Here is a 19,405-nt window from a genome sequence, read left to right as displayed (position 1 = left end):
TACGCACCATGTCCGAGCTCGACGACTTCATGTTCGACCTCAACGGCTACCTGATCCTGGAGAACGCGGTCGACCAGGACCTGCTGGCGCGGCTCAACGCCGAGTTCGACGCCTTCCCGCGCGATCTGGCCCGCGGCGAGTGGTACCGGGGCGGCCAGCGGCGCGACTACACCCCGGAGACCGGGTTCGAGCTGCACCAGGCGGTGGCGGCCGGGCGGCCGTTCGAGGAGCTGATCGACCATCCGAGCTGGTTCGAGCTGGTCAAGCACTACGCGGGCGAGGAGGACAGCTACATCCCCGGCGTCTTCATCGACGAGACGATCGCCTCGATCAGGGAGTCGGGCGGGCACCATCCCGTGCACTCCGGCGGCTACCGTACGGCGCTGCGCTGCGGCTACCGCTACGACCACGGCGTCTTCCGCTGCGGCCAGGTCAACATCATCCTCGCGCTCACCGACATCGGGCCGGGCGACGGCGCGACGATGGTGGTGCCCGGCTCGCACAAATCGAACTTCAAGCATCCGCTGGCCGGCGACTACGCGCGCGGCGACCGGATGGACACCCTGCCCGGCGCGATCCCGGCGTATCTGAACAAGGGCGACGCGCTGCTCTTCGTCGACGGGCTGATGCACGGCGGCTCCACCCGGACGAACCCGGGTGAGCGCCGCGTCCTCATCTACCGGTACGGGCCCGTCTGGGCCGGCAGCCGCTACGGCTACGCCTACGACGACGCCTGGCTGAAGGAGCTGCCGGAGCGTCGGCGCAGCGTGCTCTACCCGGTGCCGCGCGTCCATGTCGGCGACCCCTGCCCGGCCGAGCCCGGCAACCGCTGAGTTCCGGAGTCCCCGTCGTCGGCGAACAGGTGGCGGTCGTGGTGGGCGACGGCGTACTCGATGGCGCCGAAGACCACGCACTCCTCCCCCAGCGTCGAGGCGCGGACCTCGGGCATGCGCATGCACACGCGTTCGAGGCGTTCGCGCAGCGGCGGCAGCAGGACGTCGGCCGAGCGGGAGAAGCCGCCGCCGAGCACGACGACCTCCGGGTCGAGCAGCAGCACCATGGCGGCGGTGCCGACGGCCAGGTCGTCGACGAAGCGTCCGACGCAGTCCAGGGCGACGGGGTCGCCGTCCCTGGCCGCGGCGAGCGTGTGTCCCGCCGCGTCCTCGGGCGGCACGTCGGCGGGTACGGCGGGGCAGGCGTGCAGGTGTTCCGGGGCGTCGTACCAGCGCGCCTCGGGCAGCATGGCGATCTCGCCGGCGGCCGCGCCGTACCCCCGGTGGAGTTTGCCGTCGATGATCAGGGCCGATCCCATACGCCGTCCGATGTGCAGGAAGACGACGTCGCCGGCGCCGCGCGCGGCCCCGCGCTTGGACTCGGCGAGCACGGCGAGCCTGCTGTCGTTCTCGATCAGCACCTCGCACGGGAACATGCGGCGCAGCTCGGCGGCCAGGTCCAGGCCGCGCCAGGCGGGGATGGCGGCGGAGAAGACGACGTGGCCCTCGCGGGTGACGACGCCGTTGGTGCCGACGGCCACGGTCCAGAGGTCGGTCATGCGCTTGTCGCTCAGGGCGAGGCAGCCGTCCACCGCGCGCTCTATGGCGGCCAGCCGGTCGGCGAGCGGGGCTTCCGGCAGGACGGGCTGCCTGGTCTCGGCCAGCACCTCGCCGTCGAGGTCGGCCAGCGCGGCACGGACGTTGTGCGCGCCTATGTCGATGCCCACCAGGTAGCCGCTGTCGGCGCGGAAGCGGTAGCGCCGGGCGGGGCGGCCCATGCTGCCCGCGGTCGGCGGGACCTCGACGACCCAGCCGAGTTCGATGAGCTCGTCGACGACGTCTTTGGTGGAGGGTCTGGACAGGCCGGTCCGCTCGGCCAGGGCCGACAGCGTGAGCGGCCCGGCCCCGCGCAGCTCGCGCAGGGCCGACAGCGAGTTGAGCTGTCTCAGCCGGGACAGGTCACCGCCGCGAAGGTTCGTCATCGTCCTCCCTAATGGAGCTTTCCTGGTTATGTGAGCAGTATGCCAGTGCGCACTTCGGCTCGTTTTCCTTGGTTTTCGCTACGAAATCGGCATTGACCCGCTGATTGCCACGGTGCTAGTAATGAAGCACTCCTTCGTAAGTAGCGAGAGGAAACAAGCCTGATGCCGTTCGCAGACGTCGGCGAGGTCAGCTGCGACCCCCGGAACGCGCTGGTCTTCGAACACGGCTGGCAGTCGTGGAGCCCGACAGGCGCCTACCGCCTGGACGACCGGCCGCCCCGTGCGGCCGACCCCACGATCCAGACCCTCTGCTACCGCCCCGAGACGCCGGTGCCCGCCGGCGTGTTCCAGGGCGAGGGCCTGCTCGCGATCGACCCCGGCGACGGTGGTCCCGTCGAGTTGTGGTCCGCGCCCGGCCCTCTGCACGTGCCCTCGATCCGGGCCCGGCGCGAGCACGACCGGCTGATCGTCTCGGCCGACGGCCCGGTACGGCACAGCCGTACCTCACAAAGCCTGGACCGGGCGCTGCGCGACTGGGCCCGCACGATCGCCACCGGGCACGCCCCCGAGTCGTTCCCCGCGGTGCCGCCCATGTGGTGCACCTGGTACGGCTACTGGGACAAGGTCACCGAGGCCGACGTCCTGGAGAACCTGGAGCTGGCCCGGCGGCACCGCGTGGACGCCGACATGTTCCTCATCGACGACGGCTACGAGGCCGGGATCGGCGACTGGCTGGACTTACGACCGGAGTTCGGCTCGCTGGAGCGCGCGGTCGGCGCGATCACCGACGCCGGCAAGCGGGCCGGGATCTGGGTCGCCCCCTTCCTGGCGGGCCACCGCAGCCGGATCTTCCGCGAGCACCCCGACTGGCTGGTGCCCGGAGTGTCCGCCGGGCACATGTGGGACCAGGACCTCGCCGTCCTCGACGTCACCCACCCCGACGCCGCCGCCCACCTCGTCCACGTCTTCGAGCGGCTGGCCGCGATCGGCCTGACCCATTTCAAGCTCGACTACATCTACGCCGGCGCGCTCCCGGGCCGCCGCCACCAGGACGTGGATCCGATCGCCGCCTACCGCAGGGGCCTGGAGCTGATCCGCGAGGGCGCGGGACCCGGCGCCACCATCCACGGCTGCGGCGCCCCGATGCTGCCCAGCCTCGGCCTGGTCGACATCATGCGGGTCAGCCCCGACATCGCCCCCACGCTGCTGCCGAGGTCCGGCGACATCAGCCAGCCGTCGCAGCTCGGCGCCTCCCTGGCCGGGGCGGCCAGGGAGTTCCTGCACGCCCGCTGGTGGGTCAACGACCCCGACTGCCTCATCGCCAGGCCCGAGGTGGAGGCCCGCGAGGACTGGGCCGCCCACATCGCGGCCACCGGCGGGCTGCGCGGCTCCAGCGACCCGATCGCCGCGCTCGACGCGTGGGGGCTGGAGACGACCAGACGCCTGCTGGTCCCGACCAGGACGGATCCGTCGTGACGGCCGACGCGCGGCCCCTGTCGGCGGCGAGCGGCCGGCGGCGCCGCGGGAAGGCGCGCCGCGGCTGGCGCTCCCTGCACCCCTACGTGTTCGTCGCGCCGAGCCTGTTCGGCGTCGTCGCCTTCCTCCTGCTGCCCGTCCTCATCGTCTTCGGCCTCAGCCTGTTCGACTGGGAACTGCTGTCGGAGCCGGTCTTCGTCGGCCTGGACAACTACGTCGCGATGGCGGCCGACGGCACGGTCTGGAGCTCGCTCGGCGTCACCGTCCTGTACGTCCTGCTGTGCATCCCGCTGCAGACGGTGCTCGCGCTGGCGCTGGCGATGCTGGTGAACCAGAAGCTCAGGGGGATCAAGTTCTTCCGCGCGCTGTTCGTGATCCCCTGGATCGCGACGCCGATGGTGCTCGGCCTGGTCTGGAGCTGGATCTTCGACCCGAGGGACGGCGCGATCAACCGGTTCCTGGAGGTGTTCGGCGTCACCGGGCCCGCCTGGCTGTCGGAGACCTCGCTGGCGCTGCCGGCGGTCGCCCTGGTCAGCGTCTGGCAGAACACCGGCTACAACATGCTGTTCTTCCTCGCGGGGCTGCAGGGGATCCCGCAGGAGCTGCACGACGCGTCCTCCGTCGACGGGGCCACGCCGCGCCAGCGCTTCTTCCGGGTGACGCTGCCGCTGCTCAACCCCACGATGTTCTTCGTCATGGTGACCAACATGATCGGCGCCTTCCAGGCCTTCGACACGATCTACTCGATGACGGCGGGCGGGCCCAGCGAGTCCACGACGGTCTTCAACTACAAGATCTTCCACACCGCGTTCAGGGAGTTCGACTTCGGCTACGCCGCCACGCTGTCGATGCTGCTCTTCCTGATCATTCTGCTGGTGACGACGGCGCAGATCCGGTTCTTCAGCAAGCGCACCACCTACGACCTGAGCTGAGGCAGACCGTGAAGCGATTCCTCCTCTACGCCGTCCTCGTCATCGGCGCGTTCGTCTCCGTCTTCCCCTATCTGCTGGTCGTCCTGACCGCCTTCAAGGACCGCGCCCAGCTCCACACCACCGCGCCGTGGCTGCCCGGCGACCCGATGACGACGGCCAACCTGGAGAAGCTGCTGGGCGGCGACTTCCCCTCCTTCATCCTGAACACGCTGCTCATGACGCTCGCGCTGACGGCCGGGCAGCTGGTGTTCACCACGTTCGCCGCCTACGCGTTCGCCAGGCTCCGCTTCCGCGGCAGGGAGGTGCTGTTCTGGCTGTTCGTCGCGACCATGATGGTGCCGGTCGCGGTGACGGTCATCCCGCTGTTCCTCATCATGCGTCAGCTCGACCTCATCAACACCTGGGGCGGGCTGCTGGTGCCGTACATCCTCGGCACGCCGTACGGGATCTTCCTCATGCGGCAGTTCTTCCGCGGCCTGCCCGCGGGGCTGGAGGAGGCCGCGCGCATCGACGGCGCCGGGCCGCTGACGATCCTTCTGCGGGTACTGCTGCCGCTGTGCAAGCCCGCGCTGGGCACGCTGGCGATCATCACCGTGATCTCCACGTGGAACAGCTTCATGTGGCCGCTGATCATCACCAGCGGCGACGAGACCAAGGTCATCACCGTCGCCCTCGCGGCGCTCAAGGTGGGCATCGGGGTCGACTACACGGCGATCATGTCCGGCGGGCTGATCGCGCTGGTCCCGATGGTCGTGATCTTCATTTTCTTCCAGCGTTACATCGTCCGGTCGGTCGTGTTGACCGGGCTGAAGTGAAAGGCGTACCCCCCATGAAATCCCCCCGTCTCCGCCTCGCCCTGGCGGCGCTGACCCTGCTCCCCCTCGCCGCCTGCGGCTCCGGATCCTCCGACGCCGGCGGACCGGTGACGCTCACCTACCGCATCTGGGACGAGCAGCAGAAGGTCGGCTACGACAAGGTCATGGCCGCCTTCGAGAAGGCCAACCCGAACATCAAGGTCAAGATCGAGGTCCTGCCCTGGGACGACTACTGGACCAAGCTCACCGCCGACGCGGTCGCGGGCAGCGGCCCCGACGTGTTCTGGATGCAGGTCACCTACTTCCCCGAGTTCGCCACCAAGGGCGTGCTGGCCGACCTCGGCTCGCTCGGGCTGGACACCGCGAAGTACCACCCCAACGTCGTCGCCTCCAACACCTATGAGGGCAAGCTGTACGGCGTGCCCAAGGACTGGGGCATGCCAGGCATCCTGTACAACAAGGACCTGTTCAAGAAGGCCGGCGTGGAGATGCCGGACAAGCTCACCTGGGCGCCCGACGGCTCCGGCACCCTGCTGGAGCTGGCCAGGAAGCTGACCGTGGACGAGGCCGGCAAGCACCCCGGCGAGGCCGGCTTCAACGCGGCCAAGACCAAGGTGTACGGCTTCGCCTCGGCCAACCACTCGCAGACCCAGTGGATGAACTGGATCGAGTCCAACGGCGGCAAGCTCATCGACAAGCCGTTCGGCAAGTACACCTTCAACGACGACGCCTCGGTCCAGGCGGTCCAGTTCGGTGTGGACCTGGTGAACAAGCACCAGGTCTCGCCGCCGGCGAGCCAGACGAACCCGCCCACCGGCACGGCCGCCGACATGTTCAAGGGCGGCCAGGTCGCCATGTACCCGGCCAACAACGCGCTGCTGCCGTTCGTGGCGCCCGAGGCGGCGTTCGAGATCGGCGTCGCGATGATGCCGGAGGGCCCCAAGGGCCGCTCGGCCAACATCAACGGCCTGGGCGAGGCGGTGTACGCCAAGTCGAAGCACCTGGAGGAGGCCAAGAAGCTCGCCGCCTACCTGGGCACCGAGGAGGCGCAGAAGTCGATGGCCGACCAGGGCTTCGCCTTCCCCGCGCTCAAGGGCGACGCGCTGGCGCAGGGCTACGTCGACTTCTGGAAGACCACCAAGAAGATCGACGTCACCCCGTACCTGGAGGAGTCCAAGGGCACGACGTTCAACATGCCGATCGTGACCGGCTGGACCGGCTTCGAGCAGAAGCTGAACTCCATCTTCAACGAGATCTACCTGGGCCGGACCCCGGTGAAGCAGGGCCTCGACCAGGCCGTCACGGACGGCAACGCGACCATCAAGTAGGAGTCCCTCATGATCACCCGGCGATCGTTGTTCGCCGGGGGCGCCGGCGTGGGCCTGACCGCCGCACTGGGGGACTCCCCGGTGCGCGCGGCGGCCCGGCGCGCCCCCTTATCCGATGTCTTCCGGCTGGGCGTCGCCTCGGGCGAGCCCGCCCCCGACGGCGTGGTCCTGTGGACCCGCCTGGCCATGGATCCGCTCGCGCTCGACGGTCTGGGCGGCATGCCGAACCGGCCCGTTCCGGTGTCGTGGCAGGTCGCCAAGGACGAGAACTTCCGGCGCGTCGTGCGCGCGGGAGCCGCGGTGGCCCGCCCCGAGGCGGCGCACAGCGTCCACGTCGAGCTGCACGGGCTCGACCCCGGCGCCGACTACTTCTACCGCTTCCGCGCCGGCTCCGAGATCTCGCCGGCCGGCAGGACCGTCACCGCCCCCGCCCCGGGCACCCGCGGCCGGGCGCTGAACCTCTCCTTCACCTCCTGCGCCGACTACCAGACGGGCTGGTTCACCCCGTACCGGCGCATGGCCGAGGATCATCCCGACCTGATCGCCTTCCTCGGCGACTACTTCTACGAGTACGGCGACTACCGCGCCCCGGTGCGCGACCAGGCCGGCGGCGAATGCCTCGACCTGGCCGGATACCGTCTGCGCCTGGCGCAGCACCGCGCCGACCCCGACCTGCAGGCGGCGCACGCGATCGCGCCCTGGACCGTGGTCTGGGACGACCACGACGTGGAGAACGGCTGGGCGGGCGACGTCCCCGAGCAGCCGGACCCGCCGTTCCTGCCGCGCCGGGCCGCCGCCTTCCAGGCCTACTACGAGAACATGCCGCTGCGCCGCGCCCAGCGCCCGGACGGCCCGGCGCTGCGGTTGTACCGCAGCATCCGCTGGGGCGCGGTGGCCAACCTGCACCTGCTCGACACCCGCCAGTACCGCGACCTGTACGCCTGCACGGGCCGGTCCGGGACCGTCGGCCCGGACTGCGCGGAGCGGTTCGCGCCGGAGCGGACCATCCTGGGCCGCCGGCAGGAGGCCTGGCTGGAGGGCGAGCTGCGCCGTTCCCGCGCCACCTGGGACCTGCTGGGCCAGCAGGTCTTCATGATGGAGATGGACTGGGTGAACGGCGAGGCCAAGGGCTGGTCCAACGAGGGCTGGGACGGCTACGTCGCCTCGCGGGACAGGCTGGCCGCGGCCATCGAGGACAACCGGCGCAACGGCGTCGTGCTCACCGGCGATGTGCACTCCCACTGGGCGGGCGAGATCAGGCGCGAGTCCAGGCCGGTGGCGGTCGAGCTGGTCACCACCTCGGTGACCTCGGCGGGCGACGGCCTGGACGAGTACCCCAACACCAAGCAGCTCCTGGCCGAGAATCCGCACGTCAAGTTCTTCAACGGCCGGCGCGGCTACGTGCGCGCCAAGGTCACCACGAGCGAGATGAGGGTCGACTTCCGCTCACTGCCCTACGTCACCCGGCCGGACGCCCCCGCCCACACCTCGGGCTCCTTCGTCATCGAACCCGGCAATCCCACCCTGAACCCAGCATGAGCAGGTGGGTTGATTTTCTGTACTCACTCCCCTAGCGTCTGGGCATGATCTCTGTCGTCCTGGTGGCGGGCGCCTCGTCGGGCGTAGGGCTGGAGACCGCGCGGGCACTGGCCCGTCGCGGTCATCAGGTGTACGGCACCAGCCGCGTGGCGGCCCGCGTGGACCTCCCGGGCGTGACCCCGCTGGCCCTGGAGGCCGGCGACGAACGCTCCGTCCGCGCGTGCGTCGACCACGTCCTCGCCCGGCACGGGCGGCTCGACGCGCTCGTGTACAGCGTGGGCTTCTACACCGCCGGTGCGGTGGAGGAGACCTCGGACGAACTGGCCCTGGCCCAGCTGGAGGCGTACCTGCTGGGCGCTCACCGCCTGGTCCGCGCGGTGCTGCCCGCCATGCGCGAGCAGGGCGCGGGCCGGCTGGTCCTGATGAGCTCCACCGCGGCCGTCGCCGCCATCCCGTTCCACGCGATCTACTCGGCCAGCAAGGCCGCCCTGAACCACTACGCCGAGGCGCTGCGCGACGAGGTCGCGCCATTCGGGGTGCGGGTGGCGTGCGTCGAGGCCACCAGCGTGCGTACGGGGGCGGCGGTCGCGATGCGCGAGAGCGACCCGATCCCCGGCTACGAACCCGTACGCACGCGGGTCATCGAACGCTTCCGGCGGCTGCAGCTCGACGGCCCGTCGCCGGTGCCGGTGGCCGACGGCATCGTCCGGGCCGTCGAGGCCCGCCGCCCGCGCCCCGTCTACCGGATCGGGGCGCAGGCCCGCATGCTGCCGTGGCTGCGCGCCGTACTCCCCGATCCGGTGTTCCGGCGGCTGTACGGCCGCTTCTTCCACGTCAGCCGCCCTGGGTGACCCGGATCGTGGTCGGGTCGAACAGCCCGAGTATCAGGCTGAACGTGGCGTTCTTGGTGGCCACCAGCACGGTGGTGTCGGCGACGGGCACCAGGTCGCCGTTCTCGAACAGCGCCGACTCGGCCTCCAGCCACAGCTTGCAGCCCTCCTCGCCGGGCTTCAGCGTGGCCTCCTCAACCAGCTTGGTGTAGCGCTCGTTGGCCAGGTGGGCGAAGTTGGCCCCCTTCGGCGCCGCGGGCCCGCTCAGGAAGCCGACGAGCTGCGAGGGCAGGGTGACGCCGATCGGCAGCCAGGCCACGTCCCAGTCCTGGGTGGCGTTGAGCGACTCGGCCAGCTTGGTGTCCAGGACGCCGTTGAGCTTGATCTCCACGCCCAGCTTCTTCCAGGTGGCGGCCAGGTACTCGGCCGCCGCCTGGATGCCCGCGCCCTTCGTGGTGACGTAGAGGTAGCGCAGCGACAGCCGCTTGCCGTCCTTGACCCGGATCCCGTCGGGGCCCGCCTTCCATCCGGCGGCGTCCAGCCCCGCGGCGGAGGCGGCGGCGTCGAAGGCGGGCACGTGACCGGCCACGCTGTCGCCCTTGCACGGCCTGGGCTCGGCGACCATGCCGGTGGCCGGTCTGCCCGTCCCGCTGGTGGCGATGCCGCCCAGTTCCTTCAGGTTGACGGCCTGGGTCAGCGCCTTGCGCACGGCCGGGTCCTTGGTGGGCCGGTCGTCGCCCTGGTGGTAGAAGAACTGGTGCTGACCGGCCGACGGCAGCATCTTGCCGATGCCGGGCGCCGCCTCCAGGCGCGTACGGTCGGCGCCGTAGAACGTGGCCCCGTTGATGCTCCCGGCCAGCAGCAGGTTCGCGGCGGTCTGCTCGTTGGGCACGACCTTCAGCACCACCTTGTCCGGCAGCCCCTTCGACGTGGCCCCGTTCGGGCCCCAGGCGTAGTCCTTGCGGACCTCGAAGGTGTAGGAGTCGCCGGGCGCGGCCGACTTCAGCACGAACGGGCCCGTACCGGAAGTGGCGCGGGCGATGGACGCGCGGTCCTTCACCCCCTTGCCGCAGACGATGAACAGGCTCTCGGCGCTCTGCAGGATGAAGGAGAACGGCTTGGGCGTGGACAGCGTCACCGTCCCGGCTGCGTCGTCGGCCACGGCCTTCATCCCGACCGGCAGCAGGACGCCGTAGATGGGCGACTTGGTGGCCGGGTCGGCGATGTGGTTGACGTTCTGCGCGACGTCGGCCGGGGTGAGCTTGGAGCCGTCGGAGCAGGTGACGTCCTTGCGCAGGGTGAAGGTCACCGAGTCCGGCTTGACCTCCCACTTCTGCGCGAGCGCGGGCACGATCGTGCCGTCTTCGGTGCTGGCGACCAGGGTGTCGTAGGCGACCGAGAGCACGAGGTTCGTGGCGCCGAGCACGCCGGTGGCCGGGTCGAGCACACCGGGGTCGGCGGACAGGGCGTAGGTGAACGTGCCGCCCGCGACCGGACCACCGGCGGGGGCCTGCGTACCCCCGCCACCACACGCGGCCGTGACCAGAGCCAGGGCGGCGAGCACCGCTGCTTTCTTCATGCACGAACAGTGGTACCTGCCCGCCACCGCATCTTCGTGCCACCCGACGAAACTCCGCCGCTCCCTCGTGCCACACACCCGAGCCACCCGATGGGCGGTCGCCCCGCGGAAGGCTCAGGGGCGGCCGGTGAGGGTCTGGAGGTGGTGGCGCAGGGTGCGGGCCATCAGGCCGGGTGGCATCCGGTCCGGCCGGAGCACGCCCTCCAGCGTCAGCCCGTCGATGAGGGCGGCCAGCCGCTCGGTCTCCAGTTCCGCGTCCAGCGGGCAGCGCCTGGCCAGGCCGTCGACGATCCGGCGTACCAGCTTGCGCATGCCGTCGTGGGACTCGCGGGCCAGCGGCTCCAGCTCGGGCCGGGTGCGGGCGGCCGTCGCGAAGGCCAGCCACACCGTGGTCTCCTCCCGCCGCTGATCGTCGAGCGGCAGCAGTTCCGACAACATCCGCTGCGCGCCCTCGGCCCTGGCGTCGCGGTCCTGCTCGGCCAGCAGCGGCCCGACCCGCTCCATCAGCCGCGCGGCCACCCGGTCGAGCGAGGCCCGCATCGCGAACACCATCAGGTCCGTGTGGCTGTCGAAGTAGTGCCTGACCGAGCCGATGGCCAGCCCGGCCTCCGCGGCGACGTTGCGCAGGGACGCGTGCTCGAAGCCCGCGCGGCGCACGACGCGGAACACCGCGTCCACGACCTCGTCCCTGCGGGCTTCCGGATCGACCACCTTCGGCATGTGGCCTTTATAGCACACCCCTGCTACTTTATTTGGCATGGACGTGCTAAAAATACTCCTCATCGTCGGCCTGATCGGCTACGTCGTGGCCGGGCGCATGCGCGGCCGGCCGCTCGTCGCCAAGGACGTCTACGTGCCCCCGGCGGTCATGGCCGCCATCGGCGCGCACGGCCTGCTGCAGCGCGACCTGTCCGCGGCCGACCTCGGGTGGCTGGCCCTCACGATCGCGCTCGGGGTGCTCTTCGGCGTGATCCGCGCCGCCACCACCGTCGTGTACGCCCGCGAAGGCGTCCTCTGGCACCGCTACACCTGGAAGACCCTGGTGGTCTGGGCCATCACGCTGGCCATCAGCCTCGGGGTGGGCGCGCTGGCCGTGGCGGCGGGGATGCATGCCGAGGCCAGGTCCATGCCGCTGTCGATCGGCGCCGGACTGCTCGGGGAGGCTCTGGTCATCGTGTTCAGGTCGCGTACGGCCGGCGTCCCGTACGCCGGGCGGGAAAACACCCGGCGGCCGCTCTGAGATCTCTACACTGAGGCCGCCCCTTCATCCGCGACCCCCGACCCAGCGAAGCAAGGGGTTGGACGGGCCATCCCGTCGCCACACGAGAACCGATCACCCAAAAGGAGATTGGAATGCGTAAGTCGTACAAATTCGCACTACCGGCCCTGCTGGCAGCCGGCCTGCTCACGGCACCGGGCGCGCTCACCTCCACCGCCTCCGCCGCGACGGCCCAGTCGGCGAGCGCGATGGCGCTGACCCTCGACAGCGCCGGCTGCGAGGCGATCGCCCGGCGCTTCCTCTGCGAGGTCCACTTCAGCGGCGCGGTCGCGCCGGTCGCCATCCGCTGGTTCGTCAACGGCAACGCCATCCCGTCCTTCGACAACCGCTCCTTCGTGGGCATCGGCTGCCAGCCCACGTTCAGGTACGACATCCGCGCCGTGATCTCCGACGGCACCGGCGCGTCCGTCCAGTTCCACACCACGCCCACCTGCCGCTCGGGCACCCCATAACCTCCGGTGCGGCGGCCCGCCGGGCCGCCGCACCGTGGGTGGAACGTCAGGCGGCCTCCTCCCGGGGGAAGAAGGGGAGGGCCTGGTAGACCTGGTCGGCGGCGGCGAGGATCCGCTCGGCGTCGTCGACCGGCGGGTGGATGTACTCGTTGATCCGCCGCTTGATGTCCGCGCCCGCGGCGCCCGAGGCCATCACCTTGCGGTCCCAGCCCCGGGTGAACACCCCGCCGGCCCCGCCCAGGTCCAGGCACGTGACGTACGGAGCCGGCGTGAAGTCGCGCAGCGGCCTTCCGAGCAGGTCGGCGGCCGCGTTGTACCCGGCGACCTTGCCGAGCGGGGTGGCGTGCTGGCAGGCCTGCATGACCGTGTGCCCGGCGTCGGACGGCGCCGCGGCCGTGTCACCGGCGGCGAACACCTCCGGCAGCGCGCGCAGCCTCCGGTCCACCGGCACCCGGCCGAGGTGGTCGAGTGCGCCGGAGACCTGCCGGGTGAGCTCGCTGGCGCGCAGCCCGACGGACCAGACCACAGCGTCGGCCGCGACCTCGGTCCCGTCGGACAGCACCGCGTACCCGTCGCCGACCTCCGTCACCGTGGTCGAGAGCCGGCGTTGCACGCCCAGTTCGTCCAGCGCCGCCTCGATGTGCGCGCGCGGGCCGGGGCCGAGCTGATGCCCGACCACCTCCGACCGGTCCACCAGCAGCACCCGGCCGCGCGCGGCCAGCGCGGTCGCGGCCTCCAGCCCGACGAATCCGGCGCCGACGACCACGGCGGAGTAGTCCTCGATCCCCCGCAGATGGCCGGTCAGCCGCCGGGCGCCGTCCAGGGTGTCGATGTCGAAGAGCCGTTCCGCGCCCGGCAGGCCCCGCGGTTGCACGAGCCTGCTGCCCGCCGCCAGCACCAGGCGGTCGTAGCCGATCTCCACACCGTCGGCCACCACGACGCGGCGGCCGGTGTCGATCGTGCTCACCGTGGCCCGCACGTGCTCGACCCCGATCGGCCCGAGAAACCTGCTCAGCTCCACCTTGGCCAGGTCCGGCTCCGGCTCGTACAGGCGCGGCCGCAGCACCAGGTGCTCGTTCGGCGCGATGAGCGTGATGCGCAGGTCCGCGTCCGCGCGGGCCAGCGCCGCTCCCGCCGCGCTCCACACGCCCGCGAAGCCACCTCCGATGATCACAACGTGAGCCATCGTCCCGTCCTCTCTCAGCTTTCACCCCCGGGAACGGGGGGTTGCGGCAGGGAGACAAGACAGCGGGCTCAGATGTGACCGAGGTGGGCGAGTTTTTCGGGATTGGCCAGTCTCCTGAACGCCGTGATCCGCCCGCCGGCGACCTCCACGGTGTCGACCCAGACCAGCTTCCCGCCCGCGTACGTGGCCATGGCCGGCCTGCCGTTCACCTCGATGATCCGGTACGCGTCGGGGCGCAGGATCTCGATCGTGCGCACGGCCAGCATGGCGATGAGCTCGGCGCCCTGGAGCGGCCTGCGCGCCGCGGTCACCTTGCCGCCGCCGTCGCCGACGTAGACCGCCTCGGGGGCCAGCAGTGCGATGAGCTCGGCCATGTCGCCCGCGTCGGCGGCCGCCTTGAACGCCTTGAGCACCCGTTCGACCTCGGCTTTGGACGCCGGGGGCGGCTCCTCGGCCGCGGCGACCCGCGCCCTGGCGCGGGAGGCGAGCTTACGGCTGGCGGCCGCCGTGTTCCCGAGCACGCCGGCGACCTGGTCGAAGGGGAAGTCGAAGACGTCGTGCAGCACCAGCGCGACACGTTCGGCGGGCGTGAGCGTCTCCATGACGACCAGCATCGCGGTGCCCACCGACTCGTCGACCAGCACCTGGGCGGCGGCGTCGGGGCCGGTGAGCAGTGGTTCCGGCAGCCAGGGGCCCACGTAGGACTCGCGCCGGACCCGCGCCGAGCGCAGCACGTTGTACGACGTCCTGGCGGACACGGTCACCAGCCAGGCCCGCAGATCCCGCACCTCGGACAGGTCCGCGGCGGCGGCGCGCAGCCAGACCTCCTGCGTCACGTCCTCGGCCTCGGCCACGGTGCCGAGGATCCGGTAGGCCGCCCCGAAGATCGCGGGACGATGCGCCTGCCAGTCCGCCTCCACCATCCCGGCCTCCTCGAATCGGTGAGCGGCCTCCGATTCTAGGCACGCGCTCAGCCGTTGAGGACCTCGCGCAGTTTGCGGGCGAAGGCCTCCGGCTGCCCGGCGTAGCCGAACTCGCCGCCGAGGAAGCCGCCGTGGTGGCTGGGGAAGACCGTGACCCGCTGGCCGAGCAGTTCGGCCGTCGCCACCGCGGTGCGTCCGGTGAAGACGTCCGCCGACTCCTCCCCCACGGCGACGACGACCCGCGTCGGGGCCGCGGCGAGCGCGCCGGTGTCGGGCCGGTAGCCGCTGACCGCCCAGGACCGGTCGGACAGCAGCGGGTCGTCGCGCGAGCCGTCGTCCTCGGCCGGCATCCCGAACGCGGCCGGATCCGGCGCCGGCTGGGCGAAGTAGTCGTCGGTGAACTCGCCCTTCCACCCGGTCATCACCATGAAGGCCGCCATCCCGGCGCCCCAGCCGTTCTTCTCGTACGCCTCGCGGACGCCGGCCCTGGCGCGCCCGGCCGCCTCGGCGTCGGGCAGCACCGGGATGAGCGGCGGCTCGTGCGCCACCAGCGTGACGACGTCGCCGGGATAGGCGGCCACGAGCGCGAGCGCGGTCACCGCGCCGCCGCTGCTGCCGAACATGTCGACCGGGCCCGCACTGAGGGCCTCGATGATGGCGTGCACGTCGGCGGCCTGCGTGGTGGGCGTGTGGTCGTCCCGGCCGTCCTTGCGGGTGCTGCGGCCGAGCCCGCGCGGGTCGTAGGTGATCACCGTGCGCTCGGCGGAGTGCTCCGCCAGGGAGCTGAAGCCGGTGGCGTCCATGGGCTGGCCGATCAGGAACAGCGGCGGGCGTCCGTCGGCCGTGGGCAGCGGCCCGTGGACGTCGTAGACGAGGTCGACCTCGGGAGTCGTGAGCGTGTGCGTGGTCATGACGATGTAGACCCCTTTCGTGCCGGTAACTCATCGGACCCTACTCCGGCCCCCTGACGAACTCGTGAATGCGCGCCCGGCGCTACCCTGACCTCTGTGAATCCTCCAGCCCGTGACCCCGGCCGGCGCATCCGCGACACCCTGGACCGGCTCGACCGCGACGTCGACGCCTGGTTCGCGACCGCCGATCCGGCCGGCCTGCCGTACCTGATGCCGCTGTCGTTCCTGTGGGACGGCGAGGCGATGCTCGTCTCCACCGCCAGGACGAACCCGACGGCCAGGTTCATGGAGGCCACCGGCAGGGTCAGGGTGGCGCTCGGGCCCACGCGCGACGTCGTCCTGATCCACGGTGAGCTCCGTGAGGTGATCCCGTCCGCCGAGCTGCCGGCCGAGGTCGGCGACGCGTTCGCCGCCAAGGCCGGTTTCGACCCGCGCAAACAGGGCGCCTCCTACCCCTACTACCGCATCGTCCCGCTCCACGTGCAGGCCTGGCGCGAGGTGAACGAGCTCGCCGAGCGCGACATCATGCTCGACGGCCAATGGATCGACGTGACGTAGAGCGGGGTTTGTCGGGGGCGGTGGTTATGGTCCCGGCCATGATCGCTTGTTTGGGACGGGCCGCGATGACGGCCCGCACCGCCCCGGCGGACGGGGCGCCCGCATGAACCCCTGGCGGGAGGTCCTCGACCGCATCGAGGCGGGCGAGGACGAGGAACTGGCGAGGTTCCTCAACGGGCTGAACGACCTGGGGCGGCGCGCGGTCGCCATGCGGCTGCCCGCCCACCTGACCGAGGAGTTGCGCGGCGGGGTGGAGGCGCGCTGGGAGATCGAGGGCCTGGCGCCCGGATACCGGCTGGCGGGCGCGGCCTGCTTCACCGGCGCCCGGCAGGTGGCCACCTGGCTGAACCGCAGGGAGCTGCGCCGCCCGGTCGACGCCGAGCGCGACGCGCGCCGGATCATGTCCGTGCTGCGCGGCCGTAGCGTGGAGTGGCGCCGTGAGCTGGCCTTACGGCTGGCGGACCGGCTGCGCCCGCGGACCGGCAGGTCGCGGCGGGGCGACGAGGGCATGCCCGGCTGGGATCTGACCGCCGCCCTGGTGGCCGAGACGGGCATCGAGCCGCCCGGCGGCGACGCCTTCGTCGTCGGCTGGGTGTGGCGGCTGGTGCTGCGGCGGCGCTGGAACCGTGGCGGCCTCGACGGCGATCCGCTGCTCGATCTCCTGGTGCCGCGCCTGTTCACGGCGCAGGGCGTGGCCGGTCCGCTGGCCCTGGACGAACGGTGGAACTCGGGGCTGAGCATTCTGGCCGAGCTGGCCGTGCTGGCCGACGAGGGCAAGGTGGCGCGCGCGACGCTGGTCGGCGGCTGCGCCGGACGGTTCCTGGCCGATGGCCCGGCCGAGGAGATCGCCCCGTTCGTCCGGCTCTGGCGGTTGCTGGCGCCGGAGCCGGACGAGCTGCCCGTGCTCGACTTCGTCCGCCTGCTGCCGCGGGCGTCGTCGCCGCTGGCGCGGCTCGCGCTGGAGGAGCTCGGGCGGGCGGAGGACGCGGGGCTGCTGGACGACGACCTGTTCGCCGAGGCCGTGGGGGCGCTGGCGTACCGGCGGGAGAAGACGTTCGTGCGGGCCGCCGTGCGGTGGCTGGCGCGCACACCCGCGCCGAGGGGCGGCGGCGCGGTGCGCGCGCTGGCCCCGGTGTTCGAGGTGGACACGCCGGCTCTGCGCGAGCGCGCGGTACGGCTCGCGCTCACGCTGGCCCCGCACGCCGGCGCCGCCGGCCGGGAGGCGATCCGCGCGGCCGCCGTCCTGCTGCCCTCAGGCCTGCGTGAGCAGGTGGCCGCCGCCTATGGCGCGAGCGCCGGGGCGGAGCCCGAGCCGCCGGTGGCCGCCGTCCTGCGCGCGAGCGCGTTGCCCGCCCTCGCGCCGCCGCCGGCCGCGCCGATCGAGGTGGTCGCGGCGCTGCGGGAGCCGGGCGCGCCGGAGGAGCCGCACGCGTGCGAGCGGGTGCTGGCCGGGCTGGCCGCGCTGGCCCACCGCGACCGCGACGCGATGGCGGCGGCACTGCGGCCGTGGTGGGCGCGGCACCTGCCGGTGCCCGGCGGCTCCGGACCGCACGTCTACGACCACTATCTCGGTTACGACCGCGGCGTGCACACCCTGCTGGCCCGATGCGTGCTGGCGCTCGTCGATCCGGAGCGGAGCCGGGAGGTGAGCGCGGTGTCGGCCGAGTCGGACGCGTACCACGCCGCCCACGACTGGCCGCCCCAGATCCTCCTGCGGCGCCGCCTGGAGGAGGTGATCGCGCTCTTCGAACGCGGGCGGAGCGTTCCCGCGCTGCTGGCCACCCCGACCGAACCCACCGGCCACGTCGCCGCCGCGGTGCTGGTGGAGCGGATGGAGGCGCTCGGGAACGCCGAGCCGCTGCCCGCCGACTTCGAGCAGGCGCTGCTGCGGCTGCCCCGCCAGACCGACCCGGGACTGCTCGCCCGCGCGGAGCGGCTACCGACGCGGGCGGGGCGGACCCTGGCCGCCTGGCTGCGCGCGGGCGGGTGGCCGGACCCCGCCGTGACGTGGGAACTGCGCGAGGAGCGCGCCGCCTACACCTGGACCCGCCAGTTGCTCCCCACGATCGAACCGCCCGCCGGCCTGCCCGGATGGCTGGCGGAGCTGTGGACGCTCAAGCCCCGCCACGTCTCCCTCTCCTACCCGCGCGACGCCATCTGGTGGCCGATGATCATGCCTTCGCACCGCGAGATCGTGGCCACCGCGCTCGTGCGCTGCATGCCCCTTCTCCCCGAGGCGAACGACGTCAGAACCGACGCCCTGGCGGCCCTGGCCCATGGCGAAGGCCCCGTGGGCACGGCCACCGCCCTCGCGATCGCGGGCGGTCTCGGACACCGCCGCGACGCGCGACGTGCGGCGGCGCTCGACGCGGCCCGCACGCTGGCCGCCCGCGGCCAGCTCCCCGCCGGCGACCTAGGCCGGGCCCTCGCGAAACTGCTCCGGCACCGGCTCGTCCCGCTCAAGCGGATCACCGGCTCGCTCGGCGAACTGACCGAGACCGGCGCGCACACCGAGGTGTGGCACGCGCTCGCCGCCGCCCTCCCGTCCCTGCTGCCCGGCCCCGGCGAACGACCGCGCGCCGGCCTGGGCGACCTGCTGGGCGTCGGCGTACGGGCGGCCGCCCTCGCCGGCACCCGGAGCGAGATCGCCGGGCTGGCCGAGATGGCCGCGCGCAAGGGCTCGAGCCTCGTCCTGTACGAGGCCCGCCGCCTGCACGAGGCCATCTCCGCGTGACCCGGCCGGTGCCCGCCGTGCGCGGGCACCGGTAGCGCGGGGTCAGATCTCGTCGACGGACATCGCGCCCTCGTTCGGGCGCCGGGCCAGGTCGATGCCGAGTTCCTCCGCCGCGCGGAAGACGTCCTCGTCGGTGTCGCGCAACTCGATGGACATGCCGTCACTGGAGAGCACCTCGACGTTCAGGCACAGCGACTGCATTTCCTTGATGAGCACCTTGAAGGACTCCGGAATGCCCGGCTCGGGGACGTTCTCGCCCTTGACGATGGCCTCGTAGACCTTGACCCGGCCGAGGACGTCGTCGGACTTGATGGTCAGGAGCTCCTGCAGGGCGTAGGCCGCGCCGTAGGCCTCCAGCGCCCACACCTCCATCTCACCGAAGCGCTGGCCACCGAACTGGGCCTTACCGCCGAGCGGCTGCTGGGTGATCATGGAGTACGGGCCGGTGGACCGGGCGTGGATCTTGTCGTCCACGAGGTGCAGCAGCTTCAGGATGTACATGTACCCGACGGCGATCGGATAGGGGAACGGCTCCCCGGAACGTCCGTCGAACAGCACCGCCTTGCCGCTCTCCTGCACCAGCCGGTCGCCGTCGCGGGTCTCCAGCGTGTGCCCGAGCAGGCCGACGATCTCCTCCTCGTTCGCGCCGTCGAAGACCGGCGTCGCCAGGTTGGTCCGCGGCTCGACCCGCTCGAAGCCCTTCTCCCGCAGGCGCTGCGCCCAGGCCTCCCTGACCCCGGAGATGTCCCAGCCGCGGGCGGCGATCCACCCCAGATGGTTCTCCAGGACCTGACCGATGTTCATCCGGCCGGGCACGCCCAGCGGGTTGAGGATGATGTCGACCGGCGTGCCGTCCTCGAGGAACGGCATGTCCTCGACGGGCAGGAT

17 protein-coding genes and 1 pseudogene are annotated in these 19,405 nt (G+C 72.0%); 11 read left to right on the top strand and 7 right to left on the bottom strand.

What is annotated here, in order from left to right; genetic code table 11:
- The first annotated feature begins 8 nt into the window (after positions 1–8).
- The gene (locus ACIBI5_RS51280) at positions 9–833 is read left to right on the top strand and encodes a phytanoyl-CoA dioxygenase family protein (protein ID WP_397258648.1); all 825 of its coding nucleotides are present in this window, start codon (positions 9–11) and stop codon (positions 831–833) included.
- On the opposite strand, the gene ACIBI5_RS51275 is transcribed toward ACIBI5_RS51280, so the two are convergent.
- Positions 773–1,975 (bottom strand): ROK family transcriptional regulator, encoded by a 1,203-nt coding sequence (locus ACIBI5_RS51275; RefSeq protein WP_397258646.1) that lies wholly within the window; start codon positions 1,973–1,975, stop codon positions 773–775. The genes ACIBI5_RS51280 and ACIBI5_RS51275 overlap by 61 nt on opposite strands.
- Before the next feature lie 162 nt (positions 1,976–2,137).
- Between ACIBI5_RS51275 and ACIBI5_RS51270 the strand changes: the two genes are divergently transcribed.
- From ACIBI5_RS51270 to ACIBI5_RS51245, 6 genes are read left to right on the top strand one after another with little or no spacing between them, the layout of a single operon-like run.
- Positions 2,138–3,451: a glycoside hydrolase family 36 protein gene (locus ACIBI5_RS51270; protein ID WP_397258644.1), complete on the top strand. Its 1,314-nt coding sequence runs from the start codon at positions 2,138–2,140 to the stop codon at positions 3,449–3,451.
- Positions 3,448–4,383 carry a carbohydrate ABC transporter permease gene (locus tag ACIBI5_RS51265; protein ID WP_397258642.1) on the top strand — a complete coding sequence of 312 codons (936 nt, stop codon included), beginning with the start codon at positions 3,448–3,450 and terminating at the stop codon, positions 4,381–4,383. Before ACIBI5_RS51270 ends, ACIBI5_RS51265 begins: the two co-directional genes overlap by 4 nt.
- Positions 4,384–4,391: 8 nt before the next feature.
- Positions 4,392–5,198 carry a carbohydrate ABC transporter permease gene (locus tag ACIBI5_RS51260; protein WP_397258640.1) on the top strand — a complete coding sequence of 269 codons (807 nt, stop codon included), beginning with the start codon at positions 4,392–4,394 and terminating at the stop codon, positions 5,196–5,198.
- Positions 5,199–5,212: 14 nt separating this feature from the next.
- The gene (locus tag ACIBI5_RS51255) at positions 5,213–6,526 is read left to right on the top strand and encodes an ABC transporter substrate-binding protein (RefSeq protein WP_397258638.1); all 1,314 of its coding nucleotides are present in this window, start codon (positions 5,213–5,215) and stop codon (positions 6,524–6,526) included.
- Positions 6,527–6,535: 9 nt separating this feature from the next.
- On the top strand, positions 6,536–8,065 hold the full coding sequence (locus ACIBI5_RS51250; protein ID WP_397258636.1) for an alkaline phosphatase D family protein: 1,530 nt from the start codon (positions 6,536–6,538) through the stop codon (positions 8,063–8,065).
- 44 nt (positions 8,066–8,109) lie between these two features.
- Positions 8,110–8,916, top strand: a complete 807-nt coding sequence (locus tag ACIBI5_RS51245) for an SDR family oxidoreductase (protein ID WP_397258634.1) — start codon at positions 8,110–8,112, stop codon at positions 8,914–8,916.
- Here the strand turns inward: ACIBI5_RS51245 and ACIBI5_RS51240 are convergent.
- Together ACIBI5_RS51240 and ACIBI5_RS51235 are read right to left on the bottom strand one after the other, a co-directional pair.
- A complete protein-coding gene (locus ACIBI5_RS51240; RefSeq protein WP_397258632.1) occupies positions 8,900–10,474 on the bottom strand; it encodes an ABC transporter substrate-binding protein in 1,575 nt (524 codons plus the stop codon). The two genes, ACIBI5_RS51245 and ACIBI5_RS51240, sit on opposite strands and share 17 nt — an antisense overlap.
- A 114-nt stretch (positions 10,475–10,588) precedes the next feature.
- Positions 10,589–11,194, bottom strand: a complete 606-nt coding sequence (locus ACIBI5_RS51235; RefSeq protein ID WP_397258630.1) for a TetR/AcrR family transcriptional regulator — start codon at positions 11,192–11,194, stop codon at positions 10,589–10,591.
- 37 nt (positions 11,195–11,231) lie between these two features.
- On the opposite strand from ACIBI5_RS51235, the gene ACIBI5_RS51230 reads away from it, so the two are divergent.
- Together ACIBI5_RS51230 and ACIBI5_RS51225 are read left to right on the top strand one after the other, a co-directional pair.
- Positions 11,232–11,714, top strand: coding sequence for a hypothetical protein (locus tag ACIBI5_RS51230; RefSeq protein WP_397258628.1), 483 nt, complete (start codon positions 11,232–11,234; stop codon positions 11,712–11,714).
- Positions 11,715–11,827: 113 nt separating this feature from the next.
- Positions 11,828–12,205, top strand: a complete 378-nt coding sequence (locus ACIBI5_RS51225) for a hypothetical protein (protein ID WP_397258626.1) — start codon at positions 11,828–11,830, stop codon at positions 12,203–12,205.
- A gap of 46 nt (positions 12,206–12,251) precedes the next feature.
- Here the strand turns inward: ACIBI5_RS51225 and ACIBI5_RS51220 are convergent, their stop codons facing one another.
- The 3 genes from ACIBI5_RS51220 to ACIBI5_RS51210 form a co-directional block, all read right to left on the bottom strand.
- Complete coding sequence (locus ACIBI5_RS51220; RefSeq protein ID WP_397258624.1) at positions 12,252–13,391, bottom strand: NAD(P)/FAD-dependent oxidoreductase; 1,140 nt, start codon at positions 13,389–13,391, stop codon at positions 12,252–12,254.
- A gap of 68 nt (positions 13,392–13,459) precedes the next feature.
- Positions 13,460–14,314: an RNA polymerase sigma factor SigJ gene (sigJ, locus tag ACIBI5_RS51215; protein WP_397258622.1), complete on the bottom strand. Its 855-nt coding sequence runs from the start codon at positions 14,312–14,314 to the stop codon at positions 13,460–13,462.
- 47 nt (positions 14,315–14,361) lie between these two features.
- Positions 14,362–15,225, bottom strand: coding sequence for an alpha/beta fold hydrolase (locus ACIBI5_RS51210; RefSeq protein ID WP_397258620.1), 864 nt, complete (start codon positions 15,223–15,225; stop codon positions 14,362–14,364).
- A 96-nt stretch (positions 15,226–15,321) separates the two neighbouring features.
- Here ACIBI5_RS51210 and ACIBI5_RS51205 point away from each other — a divergent pair, with 96 nt between their 5' ends.
- Positions 15,322–15,783, top strand: a complete 462-nt coding sequence (locus ACIBI5_RS51205) for a pyridoxamine 5'-phosphate oxidase family protein (protein ID WP_397258618.1) — start codon at positions 15,322–15,324, stop codon at positions 15,781–15,783.
- A gap of 103 nt (positions 15,784–15,886) precedes the next feature.
- Entirely contained in the window at positions 15,887–18,517 is a 2,631-nt protein-coding gene (locus ACIBI5_RS51200) for a DUF6493 family protein (protein WP_397258616.1), read from the top strand.
- A 42-nt stretch (positions 18,518–18,559) separates the two neighbouring features.
- Here the strand turns inward: ACIBI5_RS51200 and ACIBI5_RS51195 are convergent.
- Positions 18,560–19,405, bottom strand: a pseudogene (locus tag ACIBI5_RS51195) (DNA-directed RNA polymerase subunit beta); the annotation flags it as partial.

Origin of the sequence: Nonomuraea sp. NPDC050540 (assembly GCF_044457485.1) — a bacterium.
GTDB lineage: Bacteria > Actinomycetota > Actinomycetes > Streptosporangiales > Streptosporangiaceae > Nonomuraea.
This window is presented reverse-complemented; position numbering and strand designations above follow the sequence as displayed.

What these genes read in the sequence shown, in the direction of transcription:
- ACIBI5_RS51280 (WP_397258648.1), top strand. Translation starts at nt 9, where the DNA reads ATGTCCGAGCTCGACGACTTCATGTTCGACCTCAACGGCTACCTGATC.
- ACIBI5_RS51275 (WP_397258646.1), bottom strand. Translation starts at nt 1,975, where the DNA reads ATGACGAACCTTCGCGGCGGTGACCTGTCCCGGCTGAGACAGCTCAAC.
- ACIBI5_RS51270 (WP_397258644.1), top strand. Translation starts at nt 2,138, where the DNA reads ATGCCGTTCGCAGACGTCGGCGAGGTCAGCTGCGACCCCCGGAACGCG.
- ACIBI5_RS51255 (WP_397258638.1), top strand. Translation starts at nt 5,213, where the DNA reads ATGAAATCCCCCCGTCTCCGCCTCGCCCTGGCGGCGCTGACCCTGCTC.
- ACIBI5_RS51250 (WP_397258636.1), top strand. Translation starts at nt 6,536, where the DNA reads ATGATCACCCGGCGATCGTTGTTCGCCGGGGGCGCCGGCGTGGGCCTG.
- ACIBI5_RS51245 (WP_397258634.1), top strand. Translation starts at nt 8,110, where the DNA reads ATGATCTCTGTCGTCCTGGTGGCGGGCGCCTCGTCGGGCGTAGGGCTG.
- ACIBI5_RS51240 (WP_397258632.1), bottom strand. Translation starts at nt 10,474, where the DNA reads ATGAAGAAAGCAGCGGTGCTCGCCGCCCTGGCTCTGGTCACGGCCGCG.
- ACIBI5_RS51235 (WP_397258630.1), bottom strand. Translation starts at nt 11,194, where the DNA reads ATGCCGAAGGTGGTCGATCCGGAAGCCCGCAGGGACGAGGTCGTGGAC.
- ACIBI5_RS51230 (WP_397258628.1), top strand. Translation starts at nt 11,232, where the DNA reads ATGGACGTGCTAAAAATACTCCTCATCGTCGGCCTGATCGGCTACGTC.
- ACIBI5_RS51225 (WP_397258626.1), top strand. Translation starts at nt 11,828, where the DNA reads ATGCGTAAGTCGTACAAATTCGCACTACCGGCCCTGCTGGCAGCCGGC.
- ACIBI5_RS51220 (WP_397258624.1), bottom strand. Translation starts at nt 13,391, where the DNA reads ATGGCTCACGTTGTGATCATCGGAGGTGGCTTCGCGGGCGTGTGGAGC.
- sigJ (WP_397258622.1), bottom strand. Translation starts at nt 14,314, where the DNA reads ATGGTGGAGGCGGACTGGCAGGCGCATCGTCCCGCGATCTTCGGGGCG.
- ACIBI5_RS51210 (WP_397258620.1), bottom strand. Translation starts at nt 15,225, where the DNA reads ATGACCACGCACACGCTCACGACTCCCGAGGTCGACCTCGTCTACGAC.
- ACIBI5_RS51200 (WP_397258616.1), top strand. Translation starts at nt 15,887, where the DNA reads ATGAACCCCTGGCGGGAGGTCCTCGACCGCATCGAGGCGGGCGAGGAC.